This is a genomic window from Mucilaginibacter polytrichastri, assembly GCF_001911425.1.
Classification (GTDB): Bacteria; Bacteroidota; Bacteroidia; order Sphingobacteriales; family Sphingobacteriaceae; genus Mucilaginibacter; species Mucilaginibacter polytrichastri.
The window spans coordinates 3,281,153-3,305,272 of record NZ_MPPL01000001.1; the positions used below are offsets into that span (position 1 = coordinate 3,281,153).

At 38.8% G+C, this 24,120-nt stretch carries 19 protein-coding genes; 11 read left to right on the top strand and 8 right to left on the bottom strand.

The genetic code is table 11. The features are described from left to right. Positions 1–11: 11 nt before the first annotated feature. Positions 12–2,408 carry a TonB-dependent receptor domain-containing protein gene (locus RG47T_RS13950; RefSeq protein ID WP_074490040.1) on the bottom strand — a complete coding sequence of 799 codons (2,397 nt, stop codon included), beginning with the start codon at positions 2,406–2,408 and terminating at the stop codon, positions 12–14. A 343-nt stretch (positions 2,409–2,751) separates the two neighbouring features. Between RG47T_RS13950 and RG47T_RS26095 the strand changes: the two genes are divergently transcribed. Both RG47T_RS26095 and RG47T_RS26100 read left to right on the top strand, forming a co-directional pair. Beyond that, positions 2,752–2,919 (top strand): hypothetical protein, encoded by a 168-nt coding sequence (locus RG47T_RS26095; RefSeq protein WP_171972532.1) that lies wholly within the window; start codon positions 2,752–2,754, stop codon positions 2,917–2,919. A gap of 29 nt (positions 2,920–2,948) precedes the next feature. Beyond that, positions 2,949–3,125 carry a class I lanthipeptide gene (locus RG47T_RS26100; RefSeq protein ID WP_171972533.1) on the top strand — a complete coding sequence of 59 codons (177 nt, stop codon included), beginning with the start codon at positions 2,949–2,951 and terminating at the stop codon, positions 3,123–3,125. Positions 3,126–3,194: 69 nt separating this feature from the next. Here RG47T_RS26100 and RG47T_RS13955 read toward each other — a convergent pair whose 3' ends face one another. Then, positions 3,195–3,899, bottom strand: a complete 705-nt coding sequence (locus tag RG47T_RS13955; protein WP_083627405.1) for a LytR/AlgR family response regulator transcription factor — start codon at positions 3,897–3,899, stop codon at positions 3,195–3,197. Between the two features lie 25 nt (positions 3,900–3,924). Further along, positions 3,925–5,088, bottom strand: a complete 1,164-nt coding sequence (locus RG47T_RS13960; protein ID WP_074490041.1) for a sensor histidine kinase — start codon at positions 5,086–5,088, stop codon at positions 3,925–3,927. Positions 5,089–5,238: 150 nt separating this feature from the next. On the opposite strand from RG47T_RS13960, the gene RG47T_RS13965 reads away from it, so the two are divergent. The 8 genes from RG47T_RS13965 (at position 5,239) to RG47T_RS14000 (ending at position 18,251) form a co-directional block, all read left to right on the top strand. Beyond that, a complete protein-coding gene (locus RG47T_RS13965; protein ID WP_074490042.1) occupies positions 5,239–6,435 on the top strand; it encodes a lanthionine synthetase LanC family protein in 1,197 nt (398 codons plus the stop codon). Between the two features lie 5 nt (positions 6,436–6,440). Continuing rightward, a complete protein-coding gene (locus RG47T_RS13970) occupies positions 6,441–7,385 on the top strand; it encodes an LLM class flavin-dependent oxidoreductase (RefSeq protein ID WP_074490043.1) in 945 nt (314 codons plus the stop codon). Continuing rightward, positions 7,363–9,573: a peptidase domain-containing ABC transporter gene (locus RG47T_RS13975; RefSeq protein WP_074490044.1), complete on the top strand. Its 2,211-nt coding sequence runs from the start codon at positions 7,363–7,365 to the stop codon at positions 9,571–9,573. Before RG47T_RS13970 ends, RG47T_RS13975 begins: the two co-directional genes overlap by 23 nt. A gap of 12 nt (positions 9,574–9,585) precedes the next feature. Next, entirely contained in the window at positions 9,586–10,590 is a 1,005-nt protein-coding gene (locus tag RG47T_RS13980) for a hypothetical protein (RefSeq protein WP_074490045.1), read from the top strand. Between the two features lie 416 nt (positions 10,591–11,006). Further along, positions 11,007–11,612, top strand: coding sequence for an RNA polymerase sigma-70 factor (locus RG47T_RS13985; protein ID WP_074490046.1), 606 nt, complete (start codon positions 11,007–11,009; stop codon positions 11,610–11,612). A gap of 32 nt (positions 11,613–11,644) precedes the next feature. Then, positions 11,645–12,769 carry a FecR family protein gene (locus RG47T_RS13990; RefSeq protein ID WP_074490047.1) on the top strand — a complete coding sequence of 375 codons (1,125 nt, stop codon included), beginning with the start codon at positions 11,645–11,647 and terminating at the stop codon, positions 12,767–12,769. 210 nt (positions 12,770–12,979) lie between these two features. Continuing rightward, positions 12,980–16,636, top strand: a complete 3,657-nt coding sequence (locus tag RG47T_RS13995) for a SusC/RagA family TonB-linked outer membrane protein (protein WP_083627406.1) — start codon at positions 12,980–12,982, stop codon at positions 16,634–16,636. A 19-nt stretch (positions 16,637–16,655) separates the two neighbouring features. Continuing rightward, positions 16,656–18,251, top strand: a complete 1,596-nt coding sequence (locus RG47T_RS14000; RefSeq protein WP_074490048.1) for a SusD/RagB family nutrient-binding outer membrane lipoprotein — start codon at positions 16,656–16,658, stop codon at positions 18,249–18,251. 193 nt (positions 18,252–18,444) lie between these two features. On the opposite strand, the gene RG47T_RS14005 is transcribed toward RG47T_RS14000, so the two are convergent. From RG47T_RS14005 to RG47T_RS14025, 5 genes are all read right to left on the bottom strand, one after another. Continuing rightward, the gene (locus RG47T_RS14005) at positions 18,445–19,446 is read right to left on the bottom strand and encodes a hypothetical protein (RefSeq protein WP_074490049.1); all 1,002 of its coding nucleotides are present in this window, start codon (positions 19,444–19,446) and stop codon (positions 18,445–18,447) included. Between the two features lie 328 nt (positions 19,447–19,774). Next, complete coding sequence (locus tag RG47T_RS14010; protein WP_074490050.1) at positions 19,775–20,374, bottom strand: GIN domain-containing protein; 600 nt, start codon at positions 20,372–20,374, stop codon at positions 19,775–19,777. Between the two features lie 200 nt (positions 20,375–20,574). Further along, a complete protein-coding gene (locus RG47T_RS14015; RefSeq protein WP_074490051.1) occupies positions 20,575–21,126 on the bottom strand; it encodes a hypothetical protein in 552 nt (183 codons plus the stop codon). A gap of 27 nt (positions 21,127–21,153) precedes the next feature. Continuing rightward, the gene (locus tag RG47T_RS14020) at positions 21,154–22,500 is read right to left on the bottom strand and encodes an ankyrin repeat domain-containing protein (RefSeq protein WP_245770817.1); all 1,347 of its coding nucleotides are present in this window, start codon (positions 22,498–22,500) and stop codon (positions 21,154–21,156) included. A 17-nt stretch (positions 22,501–22,517) separates the two neighbouring features. Continuing rightward, complete coding sequence (locus RG47T_RS14025; RefSeq protein ID WP_074490053.1) at positions 22,518–23,702, bottom strand: ankyrin repeat domain-containing protein; 1,185 nt, start codon at positions 23,700–23,702, stop codon at positions 22,518–22,520. A 180-nt stretch (positions 23,703–23,882) separates the two neighbouring features. On the opposite strand from RG47T_RS14025, the gene RG47T_RS26435 reads away from it, so the two are divergent. After that, positions 23,883–24,120 (top strand): hypothetical protein (locus RG47T_RS26435; RefSeq protein ID WP_216351059.1); only part of this gene is annotated, 238 nt, incomplete at its 3' end.

Genomic DNA, 24,120 nt, shown 5'->3' on the forward strand with positions numbered 1-24,120 from the left:
TTAGTGTTTATTTACAGGTTCAGGCGTTTAGTAGTTTCGTCGCGGTAATCTGGATTCGAGTTGGCTTTCTTGGCCGGTTTGCCAAACCTATAGGTAAAGCTGAGCGTTGCGCGCCTCGAGTCGCTGCGGTCAATGCTGTGGGTTACAAACGGATAATAGTTAGTTGTAATAATAGGCGCTGTTTTATAGAACAGATCGCTTGCGCCTAGCTTAATGGTTCCCTTTTTCTTAAAGATGCTTTTTTGGATGGCAATATTAAGGGTGTTATAAGCATTAATATCTATCAACCCTAACCGTGACGGTGCCTGGTATACAAACAACACATCGGCCGACATGGTTTTGGTAAGCGTTAGCTTATTGTATACATTAAAACCGTAAGTCCATTTGGTAGTCGAGACATTGCTGATGCCGCTGATGTTATCGATATTTAAATTCTGGTAGTTACCATCAATACCCAATTGCGTGTTCAGCCATTTTACCAGCTTAACCGGCGTATTGAATGACAGGTTAAGCATCTGCGCACTTTTTAAGTTCCTGGGTTGTAAAATGTATAGTAATTGCTGGTTATCATAAGTAAACAAAGGCACAATCTGGTCGGTAGCATAGGTATAAGTAGCGCTGAATATGTAGTCTTTATAGGCTTCGTTCAACTCTATCACGTTAGAGTATTGCGGCTGCAGCAGCGGGTTGCCCTCGCGCACGGTGTAATTATCCAGGTATTGTTTATATGGGATCAGATCACTGTAATTCGGCCTGTCTATTTTGCGGGAGTAGCTGGCCGAGGTAGTGAAATTGCCGCTTACCTTATAGCTCAGGTTCAGGCTTGGAAACAGGTTGAAATAATTTTGCTTTGCTATGTTTTTAATATCATACGAGGTATTCTCTACCCGCAAACCTGGTGTTACCGTTAATTTATTGTAAGTTTTGGTATCGCTTACGTAAGCGGCCAGTATCACTTCGTTATAATCAATTTTATTGAGGGTAGCATCTTGCTGCCTTATAAACTGGTTATTGAGCAGGCTATCCAGGTATGGTTCGCTTTTGCTTTTAATACCTGTTAGCTTAATTCCGGCATCCAGCACATTATGGCCGGGTAAATATTTTTCGAAATCAGATTTATAGGTGTATAAGTTAAATACCGACGGTGTGCCATTTCTAAAAGCTCCATTTTGCGTAATGCCCCCCGGGTAAACAAAGTTCTGGTTAAAAAACTGGGTAGAGTTATCATTATAACGGCTAAATAATAAACTGTTGCTCCACGAGCTACCCAAACTATCGATATTCCATTGATCGGTTAAATCATAATTTTGGAAAAAGATACGGTTGTACATTTGGCTTACAGCATTGATATTCTGGCTGGTAATACCATTTTCAATTACGTCGGTAAATGAGTTGCCATTATTAGTTAACCTGTTATACAATCCATTAACTGCAAAGGTGAGCGTATTATTTTTACTGGCCAGGTAGTCTACAGATACTTTATAGGTAGCTGCCCTCTTTTGTGCACCAAGATCAAAATCACTGTTAAGTATTTGGCTATAAGTATTATTAGGGGTAAAAGTACGGTCGTTATATCCTCTTTCAAAATCGTTGCGATTACTATACGAGCCCGTACCCAGTATACTCCAGCGGCCATCGCGGTAATTAAGCGTACCCGATGCATTTTCGCCAAACTCCTTACCCTGGCTAAGGCCGCCGGTAACTGTACCATTAAGGCCAGGGGCCTGCCCTTTTTTTGTTATAATATTAATAACCCCGCCCGATGCACTTGCCTCGTATTTGGCAGGCGGGTTAGATAATAATTCCACTTTATCAATCTGATCGCTTGGCATTGAGTTCAATAAAGCGGCCATGGTACTTTTAGGAACCTCTTTACCATCAATCAAAATTAGTACGTTGCTCTTACCTTTCATGGTGATGCTCTTTTCATCAACCCTTACAGAGGGCGCAGCCTTTAACACTTCAGCAGCGGTACTACCGTTACCCAATACACTATTGGCAACATTGAGTGTAATTTTTCCGTTTTGTATGCTCAGCAAATTTTTACGCCCGGTAATGGTTACCGCAGCAAGCATTTTGCTGTCGGTTTTTAAAATAATCTTACCCAGCTCAGCCTGCTTATCGCTGCTGCTTATCACAACTGTTTTACTGAACGATTGATAACCTATCGAGCTTACATATATTTTATAGCTGCCGTATTTAACGTTGTCAAACAAAAACACTCCGTCGTTATCGGTAATGCGGTTCAGCGTTATTTTATTAACTGAATCTTTAATGGTTACGGTTGAGTACGACAGTGGCTGCTGTTTCTCGTCATATATAGTGCCTTTAATGAGGCCTTGCCCCAATACTTTAACGCCGGGTAGCATGGTCAGGAGTAGCGAAATCTTTAATGTAAAGTTCTTCATCGTTCTTTGTTTAATTTTAGTATTAAAGCAAAAAACGCATTCAGGCCACTATCAGCCCAATTATTTCGACCAATGCTAATTCTGATTCGACAAAATTCAGCATTCTTTTTTGGTCTTAAAAAAACACGTCCATATTATCAATTCATTAATTAAAATTTGGTAATAAAAGCAAATACAGTATTTATAAAAGGTTTTTTATTAATTATTGAAATTAAATTTTACGAATGCGCTTATTTTACCTATCAAATCCTGATTTGGTCGAATCAGAATTTACCTTAGTCGAATAAAAATTTTTTTGAGAAACGTTTTTGTGATCATTGTTTCAACAAAACCCAGCAATGTCATGAAAAATCAACCTAACACAATCCCGGCTTTATTAATTGAAAAAGAAACTATTTCAAGATTAGATCTTGGTAGCATTGTTTACACAGAACCAGATCTGATAGAGGCACAGTTTCAATCGGAAGCTAAAAACAACTCGCTAACCATAACAGCAACATCTACCTATTAACTATAGCCGCATTATAAAACCCTAAAGCCATGCCAAAAGAAAACCTAATACAGCCATTAGACTTACAAAAAGATATTATTGCCAAACTGGACGAGAACCAGCTTAAAGAAATTGAAGGCGGTACCGATGGCGGCCAGGTATCCTGTCACTTTGTATCATGTATCGACAATTCGCTGGCAACCTGCGATGATACGCAGGCTAAATAAACAACAACAATCAACCTAAAATAACAAGCCGCCCCTTGGTATAACCGAGGGCGGCTTTCTGTTTTAGCACTACATGCCTATCACCTTTAGTAGGTGTTCTTTATACTGCGTGCCTATGGGTATTTCTACCTGTGCAGTGGTTTCTATCATGTTGCCCTTTATGGCTTTAATATATTCGATATTGATGATAAATGATTTATGGATCCTGATAAACTGATCGGCCGGTAACATGCTTTCCATGTTTTTCATCCGCATGTAAGAGATCACTTTTTTATCGGGCAGCATAATCTGAACGTAATCTCTTAAGCCCTCCACATACACAATCTGATCAATCGGTACGCGCAGAAGTTTAAAGCCATCCTTCAAGAAAATGTTCTTCAGGCGTTTTTCCATGGCTACCGGGTTAGGCATCCGGCTTTTAATCATGGATTCGGCTTTGTTTACGGCCTTAAAAAATCGATTAAAAGATGTTGGCTTTACCAGGTAATCAACCGCATTAATTTCAAAGCCTTCTACTGCATAATTAGGATAAGCGGTTATAAAAATTATAAAAGGCGGATTTTTTAATGACCGTATAAATTCCAAGCCATTAATTTTAGGCATCTGTATGTCGGATATAATCAGATCAACATCTTCTTGCTGCAATATATCAATGGCTTCGAAAGCATTATTGCACACCCCCTTTAGTTCAAGGAATGATACATCATTAACATATTTGACAATCAGCTCCCGGGCTTCCGGTTCATCATCTACTACTAAACAGGAAATACTCATACAGTTTGCAAGGGTTTTTAGGTTATTAGTTTAACATCAGGGTCATTTCAACCGAAAAAAGATTACTATCGTTGGCAATATTTAAAAGATGTCGTCCGGGATAAAGTAATTGCAGGCGCTTGGTAACGTTCTGAATACCAATACCTCCAACGCCATCATCTACCTTTACGCCATCTTCTTTATCATACGTGTTTTTTACCGAAAAGTTAAGCACGTCATCCTTAATATCGATCTTAATATCCACAAAGGCATCCTCAATAGAATCTCGCGCGCCGTACTTAAAGGCATTTTCTATAAAAGGAAACATCAACAATGGTGATATCGAACTTTCTTCAGAATCGTATTGGTAGTCGCAGTTTATTACAATATTATCGCCGTACCGAACCTGTTCTAAGCTAATGTAATCAATTATAAATGCGATCTCCTTTTTAATCTCAATTTTAGATACGTTTGATTCGTAAAGCGTATACCGCATTACATCCGAGAGGTTCATTACCAGCTCTTGTGCCCTCGAGTCGTTACGCACTATCATGGAGTAAATATTGTTCATGTTATTAAACAAAAAATGCGGATTAATCTGTGACTTCAGGAAGTTGATCTCGAGCGATAAATTGTCGCGCTCCAAACTCAGTTTATTACGCTCCAGCACAATCATTTTGTAAGAGATGCGTGCCAGGGTAATAATACCTTTAATAACAATGGGCGTCATTACCATGTATATAATATCCAGCGAAAAGAAATAAAGTTGCTGGATAGAAAATGACGACATGAGATTGCCCACTACCAAGCTTTTATAATAAAAATACCCCCGCGTACCTTTGATATTAAAGGTATTTAAAACAAACACGGCATACTCGTGCGTAACTACAACCCACATTACCAGGCATAAAACCAGTACCAGTGCAAATACCCATATGCGCCACTTTAAAAGCTGTGGCACAGCATAATAACAAATGCTGTAAAATATAATGCATACCAGCAGCAGATCTTTAAAAGAGGTAATGAGTGTAAGCGTGGTATTGGGTTGTAAGATCCTGTTGTTGGTACTGTAATAAACCGAAAACAAAAAGATCCACATAATTAGATGCAGCGAGATACGTGTACGCATCGGGAATTTTTCCAAGGCTATTTTTTTCCACTTGTCAATTGTTACGAGCAGCTTTTGCTTAAATCCGTCTAATCTAATCACTTGTCGAAGTTTTACTTGCCTTTGTCGAAATAATAAGGTTTACTGTTAAACATCACATTGATTTGTATAACAATTAAGAGCAAATTATAAATTATAACTAAAATAAACAACCTGTAGCTATAGCACTTAATGCTGTTTTAATTAAAAGTTATGTTATCAACCAAAACAATCATATCGCACCAGCAAGCACTTACCCAGATAGAGGCAGCTATTAATGGCCCCAATTATTGCTTTAACAGTTTTGGCTTAAGCAACGGCCTGGCCGGAAAAATACTTTTTAACTGCCTGTATGCCAAACATACGGATAGCAAACAACATCTTGCACTGGCCGAAAAAGATTTAATACAAGCCCTATCGCTCATAGACCCTCAACAATATACCTCCTTTTTAGGCAGCAGCTTTTACCACGATTTACAGGAATTTGGGCGGGTAATAGAATTTATTCATCAGCAAAAATATATTGATTTACTGCCCGATGTTATTTTATTAAACGCCGATACTGTTATATATGATTGGTTTTGCAAAAAGATAGGGCGGAAAAATCTGGGCATTTATAACGGCGCTGGTGCCGCGTTTTATTATTTCATTAAACGTAGTACTCAGCACAATTACCAAAACCTGGTTAAAAAACAAATGCTTGATTACCTGATTACCAATAGACTGAGCGATGATAACAATGGTTTGTACTGGACAAATTATGAGTTTACCGAACCCCGGCTTTATACCGGTAGTTCACACGGCAATGCCATGATTATTAATTTTTTGATCGAAATAAGGAAAGATGAACTATACACCGCAGTATGCGACGAACTTTTACTGGGGGCAGCAACCTTTATATTAAATAATGAACAATCAGCCAGGCAATACATTTCGCATTTCCCGGTATTTGCAGGCAAACGGGCAACTGTGCCCAACCTTAATTTATGTTATGGCGATTTAGGCACCGCCCTTGCGCTGCTGGAAGTAGGCAAGGTTTTACAGAACAACAAACTGCAGGATAAAGCCCTTCATGTTTTACTGGCCACCACACGCAGAACCAGCGTGGAGGAAACGCAAATTAAAGATGCATCCATTTTATATGGCACCAGCGGCACTTCTGTTGCTTACGCTAAAATTTTTGAGGCTAGCGGCATCCTGGATTTCAAAGAAGCCGGCCAGTACTGGTATAATAAAACGCCCGGATTTGCTGTTGCGCAAAATGATACAGTTGGCTTTCAATCACACTTTTACAACAACCAACCGGTAACTAATTTTAGCTTCAGCTTTGGTATAACAGGTATAGGGATACATCTATTGGGCAGCAGCATGCAGTTGCCGGTTATACAATCATTAACAGACTTAATTTAACAGGTATGGCAAACTTTAAAATAGGCTTATTAGATTTTGGCCGCAGAGACAAAAACACCAACAGTTTATTAGCGGTGAGTGATGTACTTGATTATGCCATGCGTGCCGAAGCACTTGGCTATAACCGTTTTTGGTTGGCCGAACACCATAACCCCGATATTAAGCAGGCCTGGACAGATCCCAGCATTCTATTACCACTTATTGCAGGCTATACCAAAAACATAAAAATAGGCGCAGCCGGCATTTTAATGGGCATACATAACCCATACGAGGTTGCGGCTAATTACAAGTTGCTGGCTAACCTGTTTTATAATCGTATTGATCTTGGTTTTGCCAACGGCGGCATTAATAAAGCCATATCAAAAATTACGGTTGATGGTTTGAGTATGAAAGAGATTAGGAACCGTTTTACAGAAAACGTACAAGCGGTTATTGATTACTTTGAAAAAGAAGCCCATGCAGATGATGATCCGGAAAACATGGTGATTATTCCTCCATATAAAGGTGTGAAGCCTTATTTATGGAGTTTGGGTGGATCGAACCGAGGCTTGGTTTCGGCATTAAAACTCAAAACCAATTTTTCGCGAAGCCTGTTTCACGCGGGTGTAGACCTTGCCTTTGATAAACATCTGATACAAGAATATTATGAAAATTTTGAGCTGCAATATAAAACCCGGCCCCAAACTACCCTTTGCATAGGCGGTTATTGCCATACCGATGCTAAAAACGTGGCGGCGATGAAAGCGTTTTATAAAGACAGCCCCGACCACCTCTTCATCGGCTCGCCTGCCGAGATGCAAGACCACATGGAGACATTAATTATAAACTATGGGTACGATGATATTATTTTTTACAATATGGCCCTCGAACCCACAGACAGAAGTGAAGTAATAGCCAGCATCAGCGAACTTTTTAATCTATCAGCACATGAGAGCGGTATATACAACTAAGCGGTTTCCCCTTTTCAGGCAGCACGATATGATGGACTGCGGGCCAACCTGCCTGCGCATGATCTCGAAGTTTTACGGCCGCAATTTTAATGTAGACCGCATTCGCAATTTATCGAGAATCAGCAAAACCGGGGTATCATTGCTGGGCATTAGTAAAGCGGCCGAATCTATCGGTTTTCAAACCGTGGGCGGGCGCATTAACTTTGGTAAATTATTAGAGTCGGTACACTTCCCGTGTATAGTACACTGGCAAAAAAAACATTTTGTAATTGTATACAAGGCAACCAACAGAGGTGTTTATATAGCCGATCCTGTGGGGTCACTCTCTAAATATTCGCACAAAGAGTTTATCGAAAACTGGTCGTACAGAGAAACAGATCAGGGCCATGAAGGAATTGTATTACTGCTGAAACCTCTGGACGCCTTTTACGTGCAACCCGATGATGCCATTCAGCATAGCAGCGGCCTTGTTTTCCTGCTGTCATACATTCTTAAATTTAAAAAGCTGCTGTTTCAGTTATTTCTCGGCTTCTGTGTAAGCAGCCTAATTATGTTTATGTCGCCTTTTTTAACCAAGGCCATATTAGATGTTGGGGTAACCGAACATAATCTTCAGTTTATTTACTACATCCTGTTAGGGCAAATCATCTTGTCGGTAAGCCAAATCTCAATTGAGTTGATCCGCAGCTGGATTTTCCTGCATATTAGTACGCGTATCAATGTATCCATCATTACAGAATTTCTGTTCAAGCTAACCCGCTTGCCTTTATCCTTTTTTGATACCCGGATGACCGGCGATATTTTACAACGAATTACCGACCATAAAAGAATAGAGGCTTTCTTAACCAATAATAGCCTTAATGCCATATTCTCGTTAATGACGTTTTTTGTGTTCGGCATTGTGCTGGCCAATTATAATATGTTTATCCTATTGATTTTCTTAATAGGCAGCACGCTGTATTGTTTATGGACAGCCTTGTTTTTAAAGAAACGCAAACGTCTGGATTACAAAAAATTTGAGCTGCTGGCAAAAAATCAGATGCAAACCATCGAAATTATTAATGGCATTAATGAGATAAAAATTAACGACTGTGCCACCCAAAAGTTATGGAGCTGGGAAAGTACCCAGGCCAAATTATTTAAGGTAAGTACCAGCGTATTGTCACTATCACAAATTCAACAGATCGGCGCTCATTTTATTAACCAGAGCAAAAATATCATGATCTCTTTTTTATCGGCAAAAGCGGTAATAGAAGGCCAGTTAACAATTGGTGAAATGCTGGCTATACAGTTTGTAATAGGGCAAATGAATGTCCCTTTAGATCAGTTATCGAGCTTTTTGCAAACCGCCCAGGATGCCAAAATCAGCACCGAAAGGTTAGAACAGATACAACGCCTGGATGATGAGGAACCTACTACAGATTCACTGATTAACGAGGTAGATGTAAGCCAGAACATTGTAATTGAAGACCTTACATTTACCTACCCCGGCGCGGGTAATACTGCATCTATAAAAGATGTATCGTTCACCATACCGGCAGGCAAGGTTACCGCTATAGTTGGCGCAAGCGGCAGCGGAAAAACAACACTGCTGAAATTGCTGCTTAAGGTGTACGATGCAGATTCGGGCAAAATAAAACTGGGCAATACCAGCTTTAATATGATTAGCCCTAAAGCCTGGCGTGCCGGTTGCGGCTGCGTAATGCAGGATGGCTATTTATTTTCGGACACCATTGCCCGTAACATTGTATTGAACGAAAACGAGCTGGATACCAACAAGCTGGTAGATGTTATAAGATCTGTTAACCTTAGCGATTATGTAAGCGAACAGCCTTTGGGTTTAAACACCCAGATAGGCTCGCAGGGTAAAGGTGTAAGCGGCGGGCAAAGGCAACGGTTGCTAATTGCTCGCGCACTATATAAAGAGCCCGATTATCTTTTTTTAGATGAAGCAACCAGCGCTTTAGACGCTAATAATGAGAAAGATATTGTGGAAAACTTAAAAGTATTTAGCCGTGGCCGTACTGTGGTGGTTATTGCGCACCGTTTAAGTACGGTTAGGGATGCCGATAATATTGTGGTGCTAGAGAAAGGGGGGATAATTGAGTCTGGTAGCCATCATGAATTGGTTGGCAGGAAAGGATATTACTATAACCTCATTAAAAATCAACTGGAATTAGGTAATTAAATTGAGCACCCGATGAAAACTTATTACGATAACCAGGTTCTTACAGCGATTAAAAACTTTAGCCCTGCACCAAAAACAGAGGCAACTACCATTAACGATGCCAAAATATACGAGCTGCTGCTGGCTAAACAAATAGACCAAAAGATCTCTGCCGAAAAAAGGATCGAGGTACAAAAAATCTGTAATGTTTATTTAAATGGTGTTGTGCTATGCCGAAAAAAGGCAGTTGCAGAAAGCAGACAAGCGTTTAATAAGGGCGATGATATGTTTGCGCTAATTACCGATGCAGATCAACGGGCTATTATAAACTTATACAGGCTATCGGGATGGGCCTACTATCACTTTTGCACTCACAATTATAAAACTGCCGAAAGTAACTTACTACAAGGCCTTGCAGAAAGCGCAGTTTTAGAAGCTAATGGCCTGGAACTTTTAATTTACCGGCGCATAGAGCAGGTTATCAACCTCATCAATATTTACTTTGCCCAAAAGGATTATGTAAAAGCGGTTGATGCTTGCAGGCGCATGAGTTTTATTTTGCTAAAAAACACGCATTACAACTGCTTTGGTGGAGATTGGAGTAACTATAAGTTAGACGCAGTGCCTTATCTTAAAGAAATAATGCTGAATACTGCCTTTAAACTCATTGTTAGAAAAAACCTCGAATGCCGGGTAAATAAACAATATGGTGAACTGTATTTTCAGAAAAACATTTATGCACACTTAAATAACTTTCCGGTAAACTCTTATAACAAGTTTGTAATCAAGCAATGGCTGGGCATTAAACGGCAGGCTACAGAAAATGCTAACAGCAAAAGGTATAGAAATGCCATATTCTCTTTTTTGGCAGATAATGAAATTGGCGGCGATTATGATACATTTAAGGCTTCCGCATTGGTTCAAATTTTGGGCGAAAGCAATTATCTAAAGATGTTTGGCTTTATAGAACCTGCGGTAAAATCATATATCAAGAAACTAACTTTAAGCAATTCAGAAAAACGTGTATTGATTAATTAGGATTGCTTTAGGGATAAAAGAGGCCGTCTCATAAGTCAATTAGGAGGCGTTATTATTTGAAGATCATAAAAAATGGATTGTGATGATTGGATGCTGATAGACCGATTCCGCCATTTTGCTCAACTATCGAAAGCCCAAAATGTTGAAAAGACTTTGGGCTTTCCACTTTTTGAGTTTGTGCGTGATAGATAAAAGTCCTATTTCGACCTTTGTTAAACTCTTTGGGTGTTAGATTAATTTCAGCTCTGTTACTATCCGTTTTAACTTATTGAAACTGTATCTGTGTAAATTGCAGGAAAAAGAGTTACGGCAATAAACATTATTATCTAAAAAAATCAGTGAATAAACTTATAGATATTTATATTTGAGAAGAAGTTAATATTAATTTAAACATTCTTTAATCATACCTATCGGAGATGTCTTTACACGACTCATATGATGACTGTAGCTTGCTCAACCTTTTAAAACAAGGAGATTTGAAAGCATTTGCGGCAATTCATAAACGATATTATGGCATATTATATATTCATGCTTACAAGATGTTTCCCGACAGGGAGGAAGTAAAAGATCTTTTGCAGGAACTGTTTACCGGCTTATGGAACAACAGAGATGAAATTAACTTTGATTTAAATTTAAAAGGCTATTTATATACTGCGGCAAGAAACCGGATATTAAATATTTTTAAACACCAGAAAGTTAAATCAGCCTATATAAGTTCTTTCAAATTATTTATTGACAATAACAGCCCCAGTGCAGATAAGCAATACCGGATGAAGGAATTGGCGGCCCTTATAGAGGCTGAAGTAAGCTCACTTCCTCCACAAATGCGTTTGATTTTTGAAATGAGCAGAAATGCTAATCTATCGCACAATGAAATCGCCCTCCAATTGAACATAAGTCCACTTACGGTGCGAAAACAGGTAAATAATTCACTCAAAATATTAAGAATTAAGCTTGCCGTTCATTTTTTCTCATTTTTTTTAATATTCATCTACTCCATAGCCACACTTAGGTTGTTTTAGTTAACATAAGGATAATATATCCTTATTTAATTATGGATCCTGACGAAATAGAAGCACTTATAGATCGATATAATACCGGAAAAGCCAGCCCTGAAGAAGTGGACATGGTAGAATCTTGGTATTTGAAATATCAGTCGTCGGAAAAAAACATTCCGGCAGATGTTTTGGAAAATGATCAAAAGGAAAGCCTTAACCAAATCATTCGTCATATTAAAACTAAACCTTCTGGTATAAATTGGCAATATTTATCAATAGCTGCATCCTTGCTTATACTGCTTTCTGCAGGTTTGTTTTTTTATTTTATAAAAAAACAAACCATGCCGCCTTTAGTGGTTAAAAATATATCAAAACCAGATCTGGTTCCGGGTAGCAACAAGGCACTGTTAACCTTATCTAATGGGCAGTCAATTATTTTAAATGGCGCAAAAAATGGCACACTTGCTACACAGGGCAATACTGCCATTAATAAGTTATCAAGCGGCGCAATCAGTTATGCCGCTGCACCACAACCTTTTGCTGTAGAAACAGAAATTTATAATACAGCATCAACCCCGCGTGGCGGCCAATTTCAGTTCATCCTTTCAGACGGTACAAAAGTTTGGTTAAACTCTGCCTCATCAATTAAGTTCCCGGTAGCCTTTGGTAGCAGCGAACGTAAAGTTGAACTTACCGGCGAAGCTTATTTTGAAGTAGCGCATGATGCAAAAAAACCGTTTAAGGTAGTATCCAATCAACAGCAGGTAGAGGTTTTAGGGACGCACTTTAATATCAATGCTTATGATGATGAGGGCGTTATTAATACCACCCTGCTTGAGGGCAGTGTTAAAGTAACAGCAGCCAATACAGCCATTACTATTTTGCCTGGCCAGCAAGCCCAGTTTAAGGACGGGAAGATCAAAGTGGCAACAGTTAATGTAGATGATGCCGTGGCTTGGAAAAATGGCCTGTTTAATTTTAATGACAACAGTATTCAGGAAGTGATGAGGCAACTTTCGCGATGGTATGATGTGGACATTAAATATGAAGGAAAATTGCCGTCCAGGCACTTCTCTGGCGAAATATCAAGAAACGTAAATGCATCACAAATATTAGACATCCTGACATTCAAAAAAATCCATTACCGGATAGAAGAAAAATCAATAATTATAATGCCATAACAATAAAAATCAATAAACTATTTTTTAACTAACCCAATTCTATGAAAAAAGACTTACGAAAACTCCCTTAAATTTCTTGGTTTCCCACTTAGGTCTGTTCAAAAAAAACGCACTCCGACGGCAATCGGAATGCGCTAAAAGTTTGAGCTAACCCTCCCTATTACGGGAATTTTACTGTATTGCTTCTGTTAACCCAAACTCATCAAATGTATGAAATTTAACGCTTTCTCTTTAGTTGTGCACAAGGCATGGCTACCCAAAACATTAATGGTTATGAAATTGACCACGCTAATTATGTTTATAGCTCTTTTGCAATGCAGCGCAAAAGGCTTTAGTCAAAAAATCAATCTGAATGAAAGAAACACGCCTTTAAAACAGGTGCTGCAACACATTAACAAACAAACCGGTTATGTTTTCTTTTACGATTCAAAAGATGTTGATAATAAAACTATCAATATTGTATTAAAAGACGCTTCGCTTGATGAAGCTTTAAGCGAATGCCTGAAAGGCAACGCATTAAAGTATAAAGTAATTAACAAAACCATTTTACTGCAGGTTGCAGATCCTGATCAAAATATATCTGCTGATGCCGCCGCTTCTGTTACCATTGTGGGCCGGGTGCTTGATAATAACAACGACCCTTTGCCAGGTGTAAGCATCAGGTTAAAAGACGGTAAAACAGGAGCGATTACTGATGCCGATGGTAAATTCAGTATCAGTGTTCCTGATGCTAAAAGTATTTTAGTTTTTTCTTACATAGGTTTCGCCACCAGGGAAATCCCTGCCGGCGAAGGCAATGCCCTGGTTGTTAAATTACAGCCAGCCACAGGCGGACTGAATGAGGTTGTGGTAACTTCATTCGGTATTAAACGCCAGGAAAAAGCATTGGGCTATGCATCAACCACTGTGAGTGGAAAAGATATCACCGAAGCCGGCAGCACCAACTTTGCATCTGCTTTATATGGCAAGGTTGCAGGTGTTAGTGTACATACAGCACCTGGAGGTGCAAGTAGCGGCGTTACGGTGCAAATACGTGGTATTAACTCTTTAAGTTACAATAAGCCCCCTTTGTATGTGGTAGACGGAGTAATTATCCGCAACCAACAGCAGTATGGCGTAAACGGCTTCAATAACAATGGCTTTTACTCAGATCAACGTATTGAAGGTAATGGGGTTTTGGATATTAACCCAAATGATATCGAAAGTTTAAATATACTTAAAGGAGGGTCGGCAACCGCTTTGTATGGTTCTGATGGCGAAGGCGGTGTAATTATTATTACCACAAAAAAAGGCGTAAAAGGCAAAGGCCCTACAGTTGATTTCAACTATTACGGCACAATGGAACAAGCCGCTTATTTGCCAAATTACCAAAATGTATATGGGCAAGGTTATGACCGTGCAACTAACCTGGCGCTTGGTTTTAATGCAGATGGTTCTGTACCAGATGCCAAATCTCCTGCCGGCTGGAGGCCTAACTTTAGAGCTTATTCAGACTTTGGCCCCAAAATGGAAGGCCAGCAAGTTCGCTGGTGGGATGGTTCTATACAGTCTTACTCGCCACAGCCCAACAATTATAAAGATATATTCAGAACGGGTTACAGCTCGAGCGCTAACGTATCATTATCAAATCAAACAGATAATGCCAATTATCGCATCTCATATACACGGCTTGATTATGGTGGCATTCAAAGAGAATCTGGTGTACACAAAAACAGCTTTAATTTAAACAGCACACTTAACCTGAGCAAAAAAGTAAGTGTTGACTTAGTAGCCAATTATGTGAACACCATTACAGATAATCGCCCATACCAAACTAACCGCCTGGCCCAATCATTCGATGGTTTTTTTGGACGGGAAGAGAAAATGGATTTAGTTAGGCAAAAATATCTAACCTCACAGGGATATGAGTATGCGCCATACAACAAAACGCAGCTAAACCCGGCAGAAGCTTTTGTGTTTAACGTTAGGCCTAATTTGTATGATTACTTTTTCAGCACGTTAAAAAACAACTATACTGAAACTGAAAATCGTATTTACTCGAGCGCCACCTTAAACTGGGATATACTAAGTCATCTTAAATTCAGGGCGAGAATAGGTAACGATTACACCGGCCGCAATACAGATGCCGAAAATTACAACACCTATCCTGTGGCATTTAATGCAGGGAGTTCAAGTACGGGTGCTTACAATGTGGCATCGGGTATTTATTCTATTTTGTATGGAGATGCCTTATTAACGTATTCTAACAACATCACAAAAGATTTAAACTTCTCTGTTAATGCTGGTTTTACAGCCAAGCATGAAAGCTACCTTGACCAAACCTCTGGCACCACTAACGGCTTGGTATCGGCAAACTTTTTTTCTTTAAATAACTCATACGGTATCCTTAGCACTACCTACACCAGGCAGTATCTTTTAAATGAAGGTGCGTTTGGCCTTCTTAATTTATCTTATAAAAATTACCTGTTTTTAGAAGGAGCAATCCGCCAGGAATCAACTTCAACACTGCCTCCGGCAAATAATACTTATTACTACCCCGCAGTAAACGGAAGTTTCATTTTCAGTGATGCGTTTAAAAACACTATGCCATCGTTTTTAAGTTATGGTAAATTAAGGCTTTCTTATACTCAAAATGGCAACCCGGCACCAGCATACGTCTCCAATATTGCTTATGCCCAAACCTCCCTGCAAACCAATACTGGTTCGGTCTCTCAGCTTACTATCCCCTCGGCATATGGTAACAGTACCCTTAAGCCCGAAAGAAAACATGAATATGAAGCAGGTTTAGAAGTCCGTTTTTTACATGACAGGCTTGGCGCAGATGTAACCTACTATACCAACAAAGTTAATGACCAGATTTTGCCTTTAACCGTTGCACCAAGTAACGGCGCCAGTAGCCAGATTGTAAACGTTGGTACCATAGGCAATAAAGGGCTTGAGGTAGCATTAAATGCTACGCCAATCGTATTCCCAAATTTCAAGTGGGATGTGCGTTTGAATTATTCGTTTTATAAAACAAAGGTTTATTCACTGGCTCCTAATGAACCAGAACTTGATTTCTACACTGCCGAAAGTAATTCTATTAAGGTTACTGCAAAACCAGGCGAAGCTTTAGGTAATATTTATGACTACCCAATTGCTACAGACAGCAAGGGTAATAAAATGATAGATGGCAACGGCTATTATATTATGGACCAGTCTCGTTACGTTAAAGTGGGCAACATTTTGCCAAAAGCAGTAGGTGGTTTTACCAATACGTTTACTTACAAACGCTTTTCATTAACTACTGTAATTGATTACAGGTTGGGTGGCCAGTTAATATCTACGCCTTTAAAATATGGCATAAACGCAGGTATGTATACCAGCACCCTAAAGTATAGGGATGCACAACATGGCGGTTTAACCTATTATACCAATGGCGCGGGTGTTAACGTACAATTAGCTTCTAGTGCAACAGCAGGCCCTACCGGCGAAACTGTTTACCACGATGGAGTAATCCAACCGGGTGTTTTAGCCAACGGGCAAGCGAATAATATCATACTTGATGCTGCCAGTTACTACGAAAACCAATTTGGCGCCGGTGACCCCAACTCTGTAAACGATGGTACTGCTATTTACAATAACAGCTACATCAAGTTGCGTGAGGTTGCTTTTGGGTATTCGTTACCACAAAACCTGGTGAAACATATCGGGCTATCTAAAGTAAGATTTTCGCTGATAGGTCGCAATTTACTGTACATCTACCGCACACTAAAAAATCTTGACCCGGAAACGGCAATTGGAAGCCAGTGGTATAGTCAGGGTATAGATAATGGTTCAATACCTTCAACCAGAAGTTACGGATTCTCTTTAAATGCCACTTTTTAACTATTTAAATTGATCAACGATGAAAAAAATATTTATATACATCAATATTATAATTTTACTGGCTGTCTCGTTCAGTGCATGTAAAAAATCAATTGATAAAGATTACATTAATCCAGAATTATCAACCAAACCGAGTATCAGCGGATTTTTCACGGCTATGCTCAACAGCGACCGTGTTAGGCCTGCCTACTGGAACCTTCGTACTTTCTTTTTTCCGCAGGTTTCTATTTATGCGCAAACAACAAGCTTTGATATCGTAAATACTGCATATAAAGCAACGGATGGATACCTGGGGAATTACTGGTCAGACTTTTACTATCCATCTGGTAACGGAAGCGGCCCAATGGCTTTGTATCGCTCTATGCAGGCCACACTTCCTACTTTATCCGCATCCGATCAGGCAGACCAACAAATTTATTTGCAGGCAGCCAAAATTGTATTGGATGAACGCGCTGCAAAAATGATTGATATGTGGGGAGACATCCCCTATTCACAAGCCGGAAATCTGGAAACTGCAAGTACAATCAAGAACCCGGTATTTGATGATCAGAAGGCGCTTTATACCACAATTATAAAAGACCTGGACGATGCCGCCACTTATTTTGCTACAGCAAAACCAAGTAGCAATGTACAGACTTCTTTTGCTAAATCTGACATTTTGCTGAACGGTAGTTTACTAAAATGGCAGCAATATGCTAACTCTGTACGTTTGCGTTTATTGATGCGTATTTCTAATTACGATGAAGCAACTGCAAAAACAGCGGTAACCACCATGCTTAACAGTCCTGCTTCTTATCCGCTTTTAGATGGTAACGGCGTTGGCACTTACAACCCGGCTAATATAGATGTTCTTTTACAACCCTTAACTACAACAACCAGCAGTACTCTGTACAGTGCTTTAACAGAAATTGATAGTTACTGGGCAACAGATTATAAATTAAATAAGGTAATGCTACCAGCTAATGACCCACGCATACCTGTTATGTATGATAAGTATGGTAAAACGGTTAACAGCGTATTTGTACCTAATAAGAATTACAGAGCAATGCCTATTACTTATACCTCTGCGCAACAGGATACGGCTTATGCCAATTATTCAATTGTAGATTCTACTACTTTTCTGAACAACATTAAGATGCCTGGTATTGTAATTACAGCATCTGAGGTTAATTTTCTGAAAGCAGAAGCTTACGAACGCTGGGGATTAGGCAATGCGCAAACTGCATACAATACGGCCTTAACACAATCGGTATACTTTTACTACTATCTAAATAGTATTGGTGGTGGTAGCGTTACTGCACCTACGGCTACAGATATTAGTACCTTTTTAGCTAATACCACCGTAGCCTACACAGGTACGTCAACCCAAAAATTGGCATTGATCTATGTACAAAAATGGTTACACTTTGGATTTTTGCAATCTGATGAAGCCTGGGCAGAATACCGGAGGACTAAATACCCTCAACTAACTTTCCCAACACAAACGCTGGTTAGTTATGAAACCCCACCAACAAGGCTATTATATCCATCTGTTGAGACTGCCTATAATACCAATTATAACAGTGTAAAATCGAAAGACACCAGAACAACAAAAATATTCTGGGATGTTAAATAAAAATCTTGATTACTAGTTTTTTAGGGTTACTAGTTAAATGTTAAGCCGGGCTTGTCCCGGCTTTTTTCATGACTATATTAGCTATAAGCTATTATGAGGTATCAATACATACATACCAAATCAATTACCTTAAGGCTTTACTGGTACTGTTATGCGTCACTACACAAGGCATCTCCCTCCAGACCTATGCCTACTACAATCCACTTTTCAATGCCTTCTTCAACTGGCTCAAAAATTCGGCTACACTTTCCGCACTACCAGACGCTGGCTGCTTTACGGCACATCCCATCATTACAAAACTCTTCAAATCTTCTACCTGCCATATCGCTGCACCACTTATTCCCGGATAATCAATCTTAAAGCCTTTGAGCTGGGTCTTAATCTCCGCTACTGATTTACTTCCCTTGTAAGTGTCGCAAGTGCTAAATGAACCACGTACCATAAATATTGGATATATTGGCTGTTTCGGCTTAAGTGCCCCTACCCAATCTTTAATTTCATTGTTTGCACCGCCATCATAACACTGTAAATACAAGGCGTCTACCACATTTGCATCAGATGCCTTTAAAATATCGCCCCAATAAGCATATCCTCTAAAAGGGCATAGTGTCATATGCATGTTTAGCTTTGCTGCAATCTTACCCATCGCAATAATAGAAGGGCTGTCATACACAGACTCATCATCGATACAAAATGCATCGGCGCCCAGCACTTCTTTTAATACCTTACAAATATTATATAACGTACTCTGCTCACCAATACCGGTTACGATGCCTGGCACCGTCTTAGATGGGTCATACCAGTCACGAATAAAATCAAAAGTATTTGGCGGCTGCCCATACCAACGCCCTTCCAGTAAAATTTCAATACGGGATATAGAAGATTTTTTTTTGAGATCTTTCACCCTTGATACATAAGAAGAATCTCCTACCCATTTGCCGTTATGAATAATGGGTTGATGAGAATCACCCGAATACAGGTCTCCATTTTCATGAATATAAAAGCTGGATAATAGCAGCGTATTAAACCCGCTATGCTTCAATAAGCGGTATGTTGTATCATTACCCGGATATAACCCTCTACCAAATATGGCCAAATTTTTGGCGGGTAAGGACGCAGCGGGCGCATAAGTTTGTTGCGCAGAACATAAATGTGAAAAAGTAACCAACAAGATAACAGAAAACAATGCCTTCATATAACTATAGATAATAAAGGCCAATTTAAGCACAATATTGTTGATATTTTGTCACTAAAACTATTTGACTAGTAACTACCTGGCACTTATTTACTATTCTTAAGTTCTGTAAAATTAAAATATCCAGCAATTGCCGCTTAACCTCACTTACAGACTTCCGCGTTTAATCTCCTCGTGATTCTTTATCCATTTACCTAAGATGATTCCTTATCGGCCGGCAAGCTTTCTAAAGATTTGGCAAGCACTTCAATGAAAAGTCTACAAAAAAAGCCATCAATAATTGATGGCTGTGAACATATATGATGAACTTTTTGCAAAGTGTGTTAGCTTATAAACCGGCTACCTGTTCTGCTTTTGCAAAACCATCGTAGCTAACTTTACGGCTTAAGTTGGTAGCTACCAGGTTGCTGCTGTTAACGGTGGCAGATTGGTTGTATTTTAAGTTAAAATCGTTAACGGTACCTGTTAAGTTAGCAGTTGCCTGGTCGTTTACATTAATGTTGGCGCTGTAGGCTTCCATATTAAGGTTAGCTGCTGCGTGGTTGTAAAGATTTACATCCAGGTTAATACCAGATAATTTACCGAATGATTTTACTGATGCATTATCGTAAGCACTGATGCTTTGTAATTCTGCTGCGGTTACCCAAACTACTAACTTTTCGTTTTTGTAAGATGAAATGCGCAATACACCATTTTGGTTTTGTACCAAAGCGCTTTCGCTGTAATATTTATCGTATACCTTAACGTTGTCTGTTGCGCCGTCTGATACGTATAGTTCAACGTTACCGCGAACTTCTATTTTGCTGATGTGTTTTACATCTGTTAATACGGTACTAACGTTGTTGCTGTGGTTGGCGGCGAATGTGTTTGTGCTGGTTGCTAATGCTAATGATAACACTGTTGCAATGGTTAAAATTTGAGTTTTCATATGATTGTAATGTTTTGATGATCTTTTAATTTGTAATAGCCTCTGTGCTAATTACGATAATAAGACGTGCTCACTATCAAAACGTTACAGCCAATTTATCCAAAAGGGCAGATAATATGTAAACAGGCATATTTACCCGGTGAACGGGTTAAATTTATCGGCGAAAATGTGCATATCTCGATTGGTCCAACTAATTGTACTTAATTCCAGTGTACATCTATATTATTGTCTTTTGCGAAAGCTTTACCATTTGATACCAAAGCAGCATATTGCTTTTCAAATCCGGCATTGTATTTTTGCCTAATCAAATTTATAAGCTCATCTTTTTGTGCTTGCGGGGCTTTAGCATCGCATAGTTTTGCATAAGCCGTGTATTCTTTTTTATATACTGGAATTACGTATTCATAAAGTGCAATTGATTGTGCCTTTATAACTTTTCTTTTTTCATCATTTGCCGAGAGTGCTTTAACATCTTTAAGTGCTTTTTCCATATATAAAACATTATTTTGCACATTAGTTAAAGCTTCATTACCTTTTTTCTTGCTCGACGGAATATTAGGATACTCAGTGGCTTCATCATTAATATGCTTGGCCAAAATAGGTGTACCAAAATCAACTATTGTATTTGTGTTTAGAAGCGCAACATCAAAAAACTTTTCTGCAGGTTCTGAACAGGATTGAAAGAAAACAGATATTACTAGAAAAAGCGCGACATAAAATTTACCGGATAAAGATTTTAAAATATTTGTCATAGAGTTGAGTGGTTAATTAATACTGTTTTATCCCTGCAGTATCTTTTGTTTTTCTATTTCGAATTCTGACTGGGTAAGTATGCCTGCATCCAACAAATCTTTCAGATCTAATAAACCTTGTTTTTTGTTACTGATTGATGTATTTGCGGCGGCAGGCTCGGTAACCATAGATGCTATGTTGCCAATTTCTGATTTAGCTTGGTCTTTCGGCCCATAGGAGAGTAACAGTGTTGTGATTTCGTTAAAGCCTTTAATATTTGAATAATCAATAGCTTTTTGTTCCTTCACATTCACTACGGCAGTATCGGCTCCATGGTCTAACAGCGTTTTAACAATATCAATTTTACCATTAGCTGCTGCATAGTGTAAAGGTGTGTTACCACTTTCGTCTTGTATATTTACGTTCGACCCGTTCTCTATAAGAAGCTTAACCAAACTTAAATGCCCATTTTTTACAGCTACATGCAGCAGGCTTTCACCACCGTATTCATAAGTTTCTCTCAATGAAAAACTGCTATCAATAGATAAGTTATTAGCCGATTGAACCCATTCCAAATAGTAACTTATCGAATCTGCATCGTCAGACAATGGCTTACTGTAGTTGACGTCTATTCCGTTTTGGATGAATAGTTTCACTATTTCCTTTTGATTATGATTACAAGCGTACCAGATAGGTGATAAACCATTATTTGAAGAAACAGTAAGATCTGCACCTTGCTCTACCAATACTTTTATAACCATATTATTATTCTGGTAGCAAGCTAATAGCAATGGTGTTTCGCCAAGGTGGTTGGCATGGTTAACATCTGCACCACCCTGTATTAGAAATAATATAGCGGCCGTACTTCCAGATTTAACTGCAAAAAACAATGGCGCATTACCGCCTTTATCAGCAGCATTTACATTAGCACCTTTATTTATAAATTGGGCAATAATATCTTTATTCTTACTACTTGCGGCAAACATTAATGGTGTTTCAGCCCTATTATTTTCCTGATCAACAGAGTGGTCCGTTTTCAGCAGTTCTTCCAATACTTCTGCTTGCATTAGTTGTGCTGCTAAGTGTAAAAGGCTGTTTCCCTGGTGATCCTTAATGTCAAGCCTCGCTCCTTTATCGATCAGGTATATTGCAGTTTGTTTCTGCTTTTGCAGGCACGCAAAAAACAGTGGTGTTTCTCCATTATGATCTTCGTAATTAATATCTGATCCCGCCTCAATTAATGCTTTTACAATATCCAGATACCCTCTGTGGGCGGCATAGTGTAAAGCGGTTCTGCCTTTTTCATCTGTATAAGCAACATCAACTTCGTTATTCTTAAGCAGGATCTCTGCAATTTTTCTTTTGCCTGATTCACAAGCAATTATAAATGACATTGACATATATATTGTTATTATTTATGAGTAAGCAGCAATTCCACCGTTTTAGACTTAAGATTATCAGTAGAAGCTAACATGAGCGGTGTTTCATCGTTATTGTTGGTTAAATTAACATCGGCACCGTTTTCAATTAATAGTTTCACCTTTCTATAAGTGTCTTTTGCCATCTCGCTATCGTAATTAACATTAAAGGCACAAACTTTATGCAAAATCGAATTGCCATTTTTATCTACCCTGCCTACATCTAATTTACCTAATTGAAATACGGTATTGAAAATAGCAAAAGGCTTCTCTGCAATTACATCTGCCGGTGTTTTCTCTCTTCCATAAAACGTGGCGGGTAAATATAAATCGGCACCATCTTCAATTAGTGTGGTTAAAAATTCGAGTATTGTATCAGACGGACGGCTTAACCTGTTCAGAAATTCGAATAAAATAGTTTCGCCATTTTTGTTAGCTACCTCAAAATCAGGAGATTCTGATGCGCGTAATTTTAAATAGAGTGCTAAACTTTGTTGATGCACCACGGCATAGTAAAATGCAGTTTCTCCCTTATCGTCGGGGATGTTGCAGCTTGCGCCATTTTCGAGCAATAAGTCTATCAATAAGGGTTTATTGTTTGAAATTGCGATTAGCAAAGGTGTTTTATGCACAATATCCACTGCATCTACAGCTAATCCTTCCTGTAACATTAGCTTAAGGTAAGCAGCGGCTTTTTCTGGCTGGATGCGGTTATTCGCAGCAATTTTATGCAGAAATGTGTCCTCTGCATTATTTATCCAATTGATATCACAGCCAGCATTGATCAAACTCTTAATTAGGTTTGGTGCTGCCCCTATTTCAAATGCGTAACCTAATAAAGTTTGGTTATCCACCGCATCGTTAATATTTTCAAGCTTTGCCAGTAATTCATTAAAAAAAGCGATGCTTTCATCGTCATCCTTCAAGTTAAATAATACCTTATGTAAAAGAGTATTATTGAATGTGTCATATTCGTACAGATCGGTTTCTACAAGTTTATGATCTACAAACTTGATGATGATATCAAAAGCTTTATGCTGAATTAGTTTCTCAAAAAGCTGTATCCTATCAAAAGGTGTAAGATCAGATGGGAAATTTGATTCGTCGTTTAATATTTCTCTTGCTTCTTGAATATTATCATTTCTTAAAGCCTCATATAACGTTGATTGGTCCGGCATATATATCTATTAAATAAACTCTCAAATTATCAACAATTGAGCCATTCTAATCTACATTGAATCAAAAAGTGCATTTTTTTTATCGTTAGCACCCCTATTTAATGTTAAATTAATATCAACATTGTCTAGGTAAAGTCAACAACTGGCCATCTTAATTGTTGTCAAAAAAACTGTTGAGATATGGTATTTTTATTGTGCTTTCTGTTATTAATTGTGGCCCCGGTTATACATATCATATGGAGTATACTACATGTTCAGAAACGTGTTAAACTACCCCTTGCTGCAATTACGATCTTATGTCTGTTTATGGGCGTAGCTTTTTCTATACTGGCTACTTACATCGATGTTCATAACTTACCCGCCGGTACCAGGTGTGCTACACCGTCGGTAGGGTTTATATTTGCAGGTTTCGCCATTA

Excerpts from the sequence above, each read along its gene's own strand:
- RG47T_RS14020 (WP_245770817.1), bottom strand. The coding sequence starts at position 22,500 with ATGTCATTTATAATTGCTTGTGAATCAGGCAAAAGAAAAATTGCAGAG.
- RG47T_RS13965 (WP_074490042.1), top strand. The coding sequence starts at position 5,239 with ATGTTATCAACCAAAACAATCATATCGCACCAGCAAGCACTTACCCAG.
- RG47T_RS26100 (WP_171972533.1), top strand. The coding sequence starts at position 2,949 with ATGCCAAAAGAAAACCTAATACAGCCATTAGACTTACAAAAAGATATT.
- RG47T_RS14025 (WP_074490053.1), bottom strand. The coding sequence starts at position 23,702 with ATGCCGGACCAATCAACGTTATATGAGGCTTTAAGAAATGATAATATT.
- RG47T_RS13990 (WP_074490047.1), top strand. The coding sequence starts at position 11,645 with ATGGATCCTGACGAAATAGAAGCACTTATAGATCGATATAATACCGGA.
- RG47T_RS14015 (WP_074490051.1), bottom strand. The coding sequence starts at position 21,126 with ATGACAAATATTTTAAAATCTTTATCCGGTAAATTTTATGTCGCGCTT.
- RG47T_RS14000 (WP_074490048.1), top strand. The coding sequence starts at position 16,656 with ATGAAAAAAATATTTATATACATCAATATTATAATTTTACTGGCTGTC.
- RG47T_RS13955 (WP_083627405.1), bottom strand. The coding sequence starts at position 3,899 with ATGAGTATTTCCTGTTTAGTAGTAGATGATGAACCGGAAGCCCGGGAG.
- RG47T_RS13995 (WP_083627406.1), top strand. The coding sequence starts at position 12,980 with ATGAAATTTAACGCTTTCTCTTTAGTTGTGCACAAGGCATGGCTACCC.
- RG47T_RS13980 (WP_074490045.1), top strand. The coding sequence starts at position 9,586 with ATGAAAACTTATTACGATAACCAGGTTCTTACAGCGATTAAAAACTTT.
- RG47T_RS13975 (WP_074490044.1), top strand. The coding sequence starts at position 7,363 with ATGAGAGCGGTATATACAACTAAGCGGTTTCCCCTTTTCAGGCAGCAC.
- RG47T_RS26095 (WP_171972532.1), top strand. The coding sequence starts at position 2,752 with ATGAAAAATCAACCTAACACAATCCCGGCTTTATTAATTGAAAAAGAA.
- RG47T_RS13985 (WP_074490046.1), top strand. The coding sequence starts at position 11,007 with ATGTCTTTACACGACTCATATGATGACTGTAGCTTGCTCAACCTTTTA.
- RG47T_RS13950 (WP_074490040.1), bottom strand. The coding sequence starts at position 2,408 with ATGAAGAACTTTACATTAAAGATTTCGCTACTCCTGACCATGCTACCC.
- RG47T_RS14010 (WP_074490050.1), bottom strand. The coding sequence starts at position 20,374 with ATGAAAACTCAAATTTTAACCATTGCAACAGTGTTATCATTAGCATTA.
- RG47T_RS14005 (WP_074490049.1), bottom strand. The coding sequence starts at position 19,446 with ATGAAGGCATTGTTTTCTGTTATCTTGTTGGTTACTTTTTCACATTTA.
- RG47T_RS13970 (WP_074490043.1), top strand. The coding sequence starts at position 6,441 with ATGGCAAACTTTAAAATAGGCTTATTAGATTTTGGCCGCAGAGACAAA.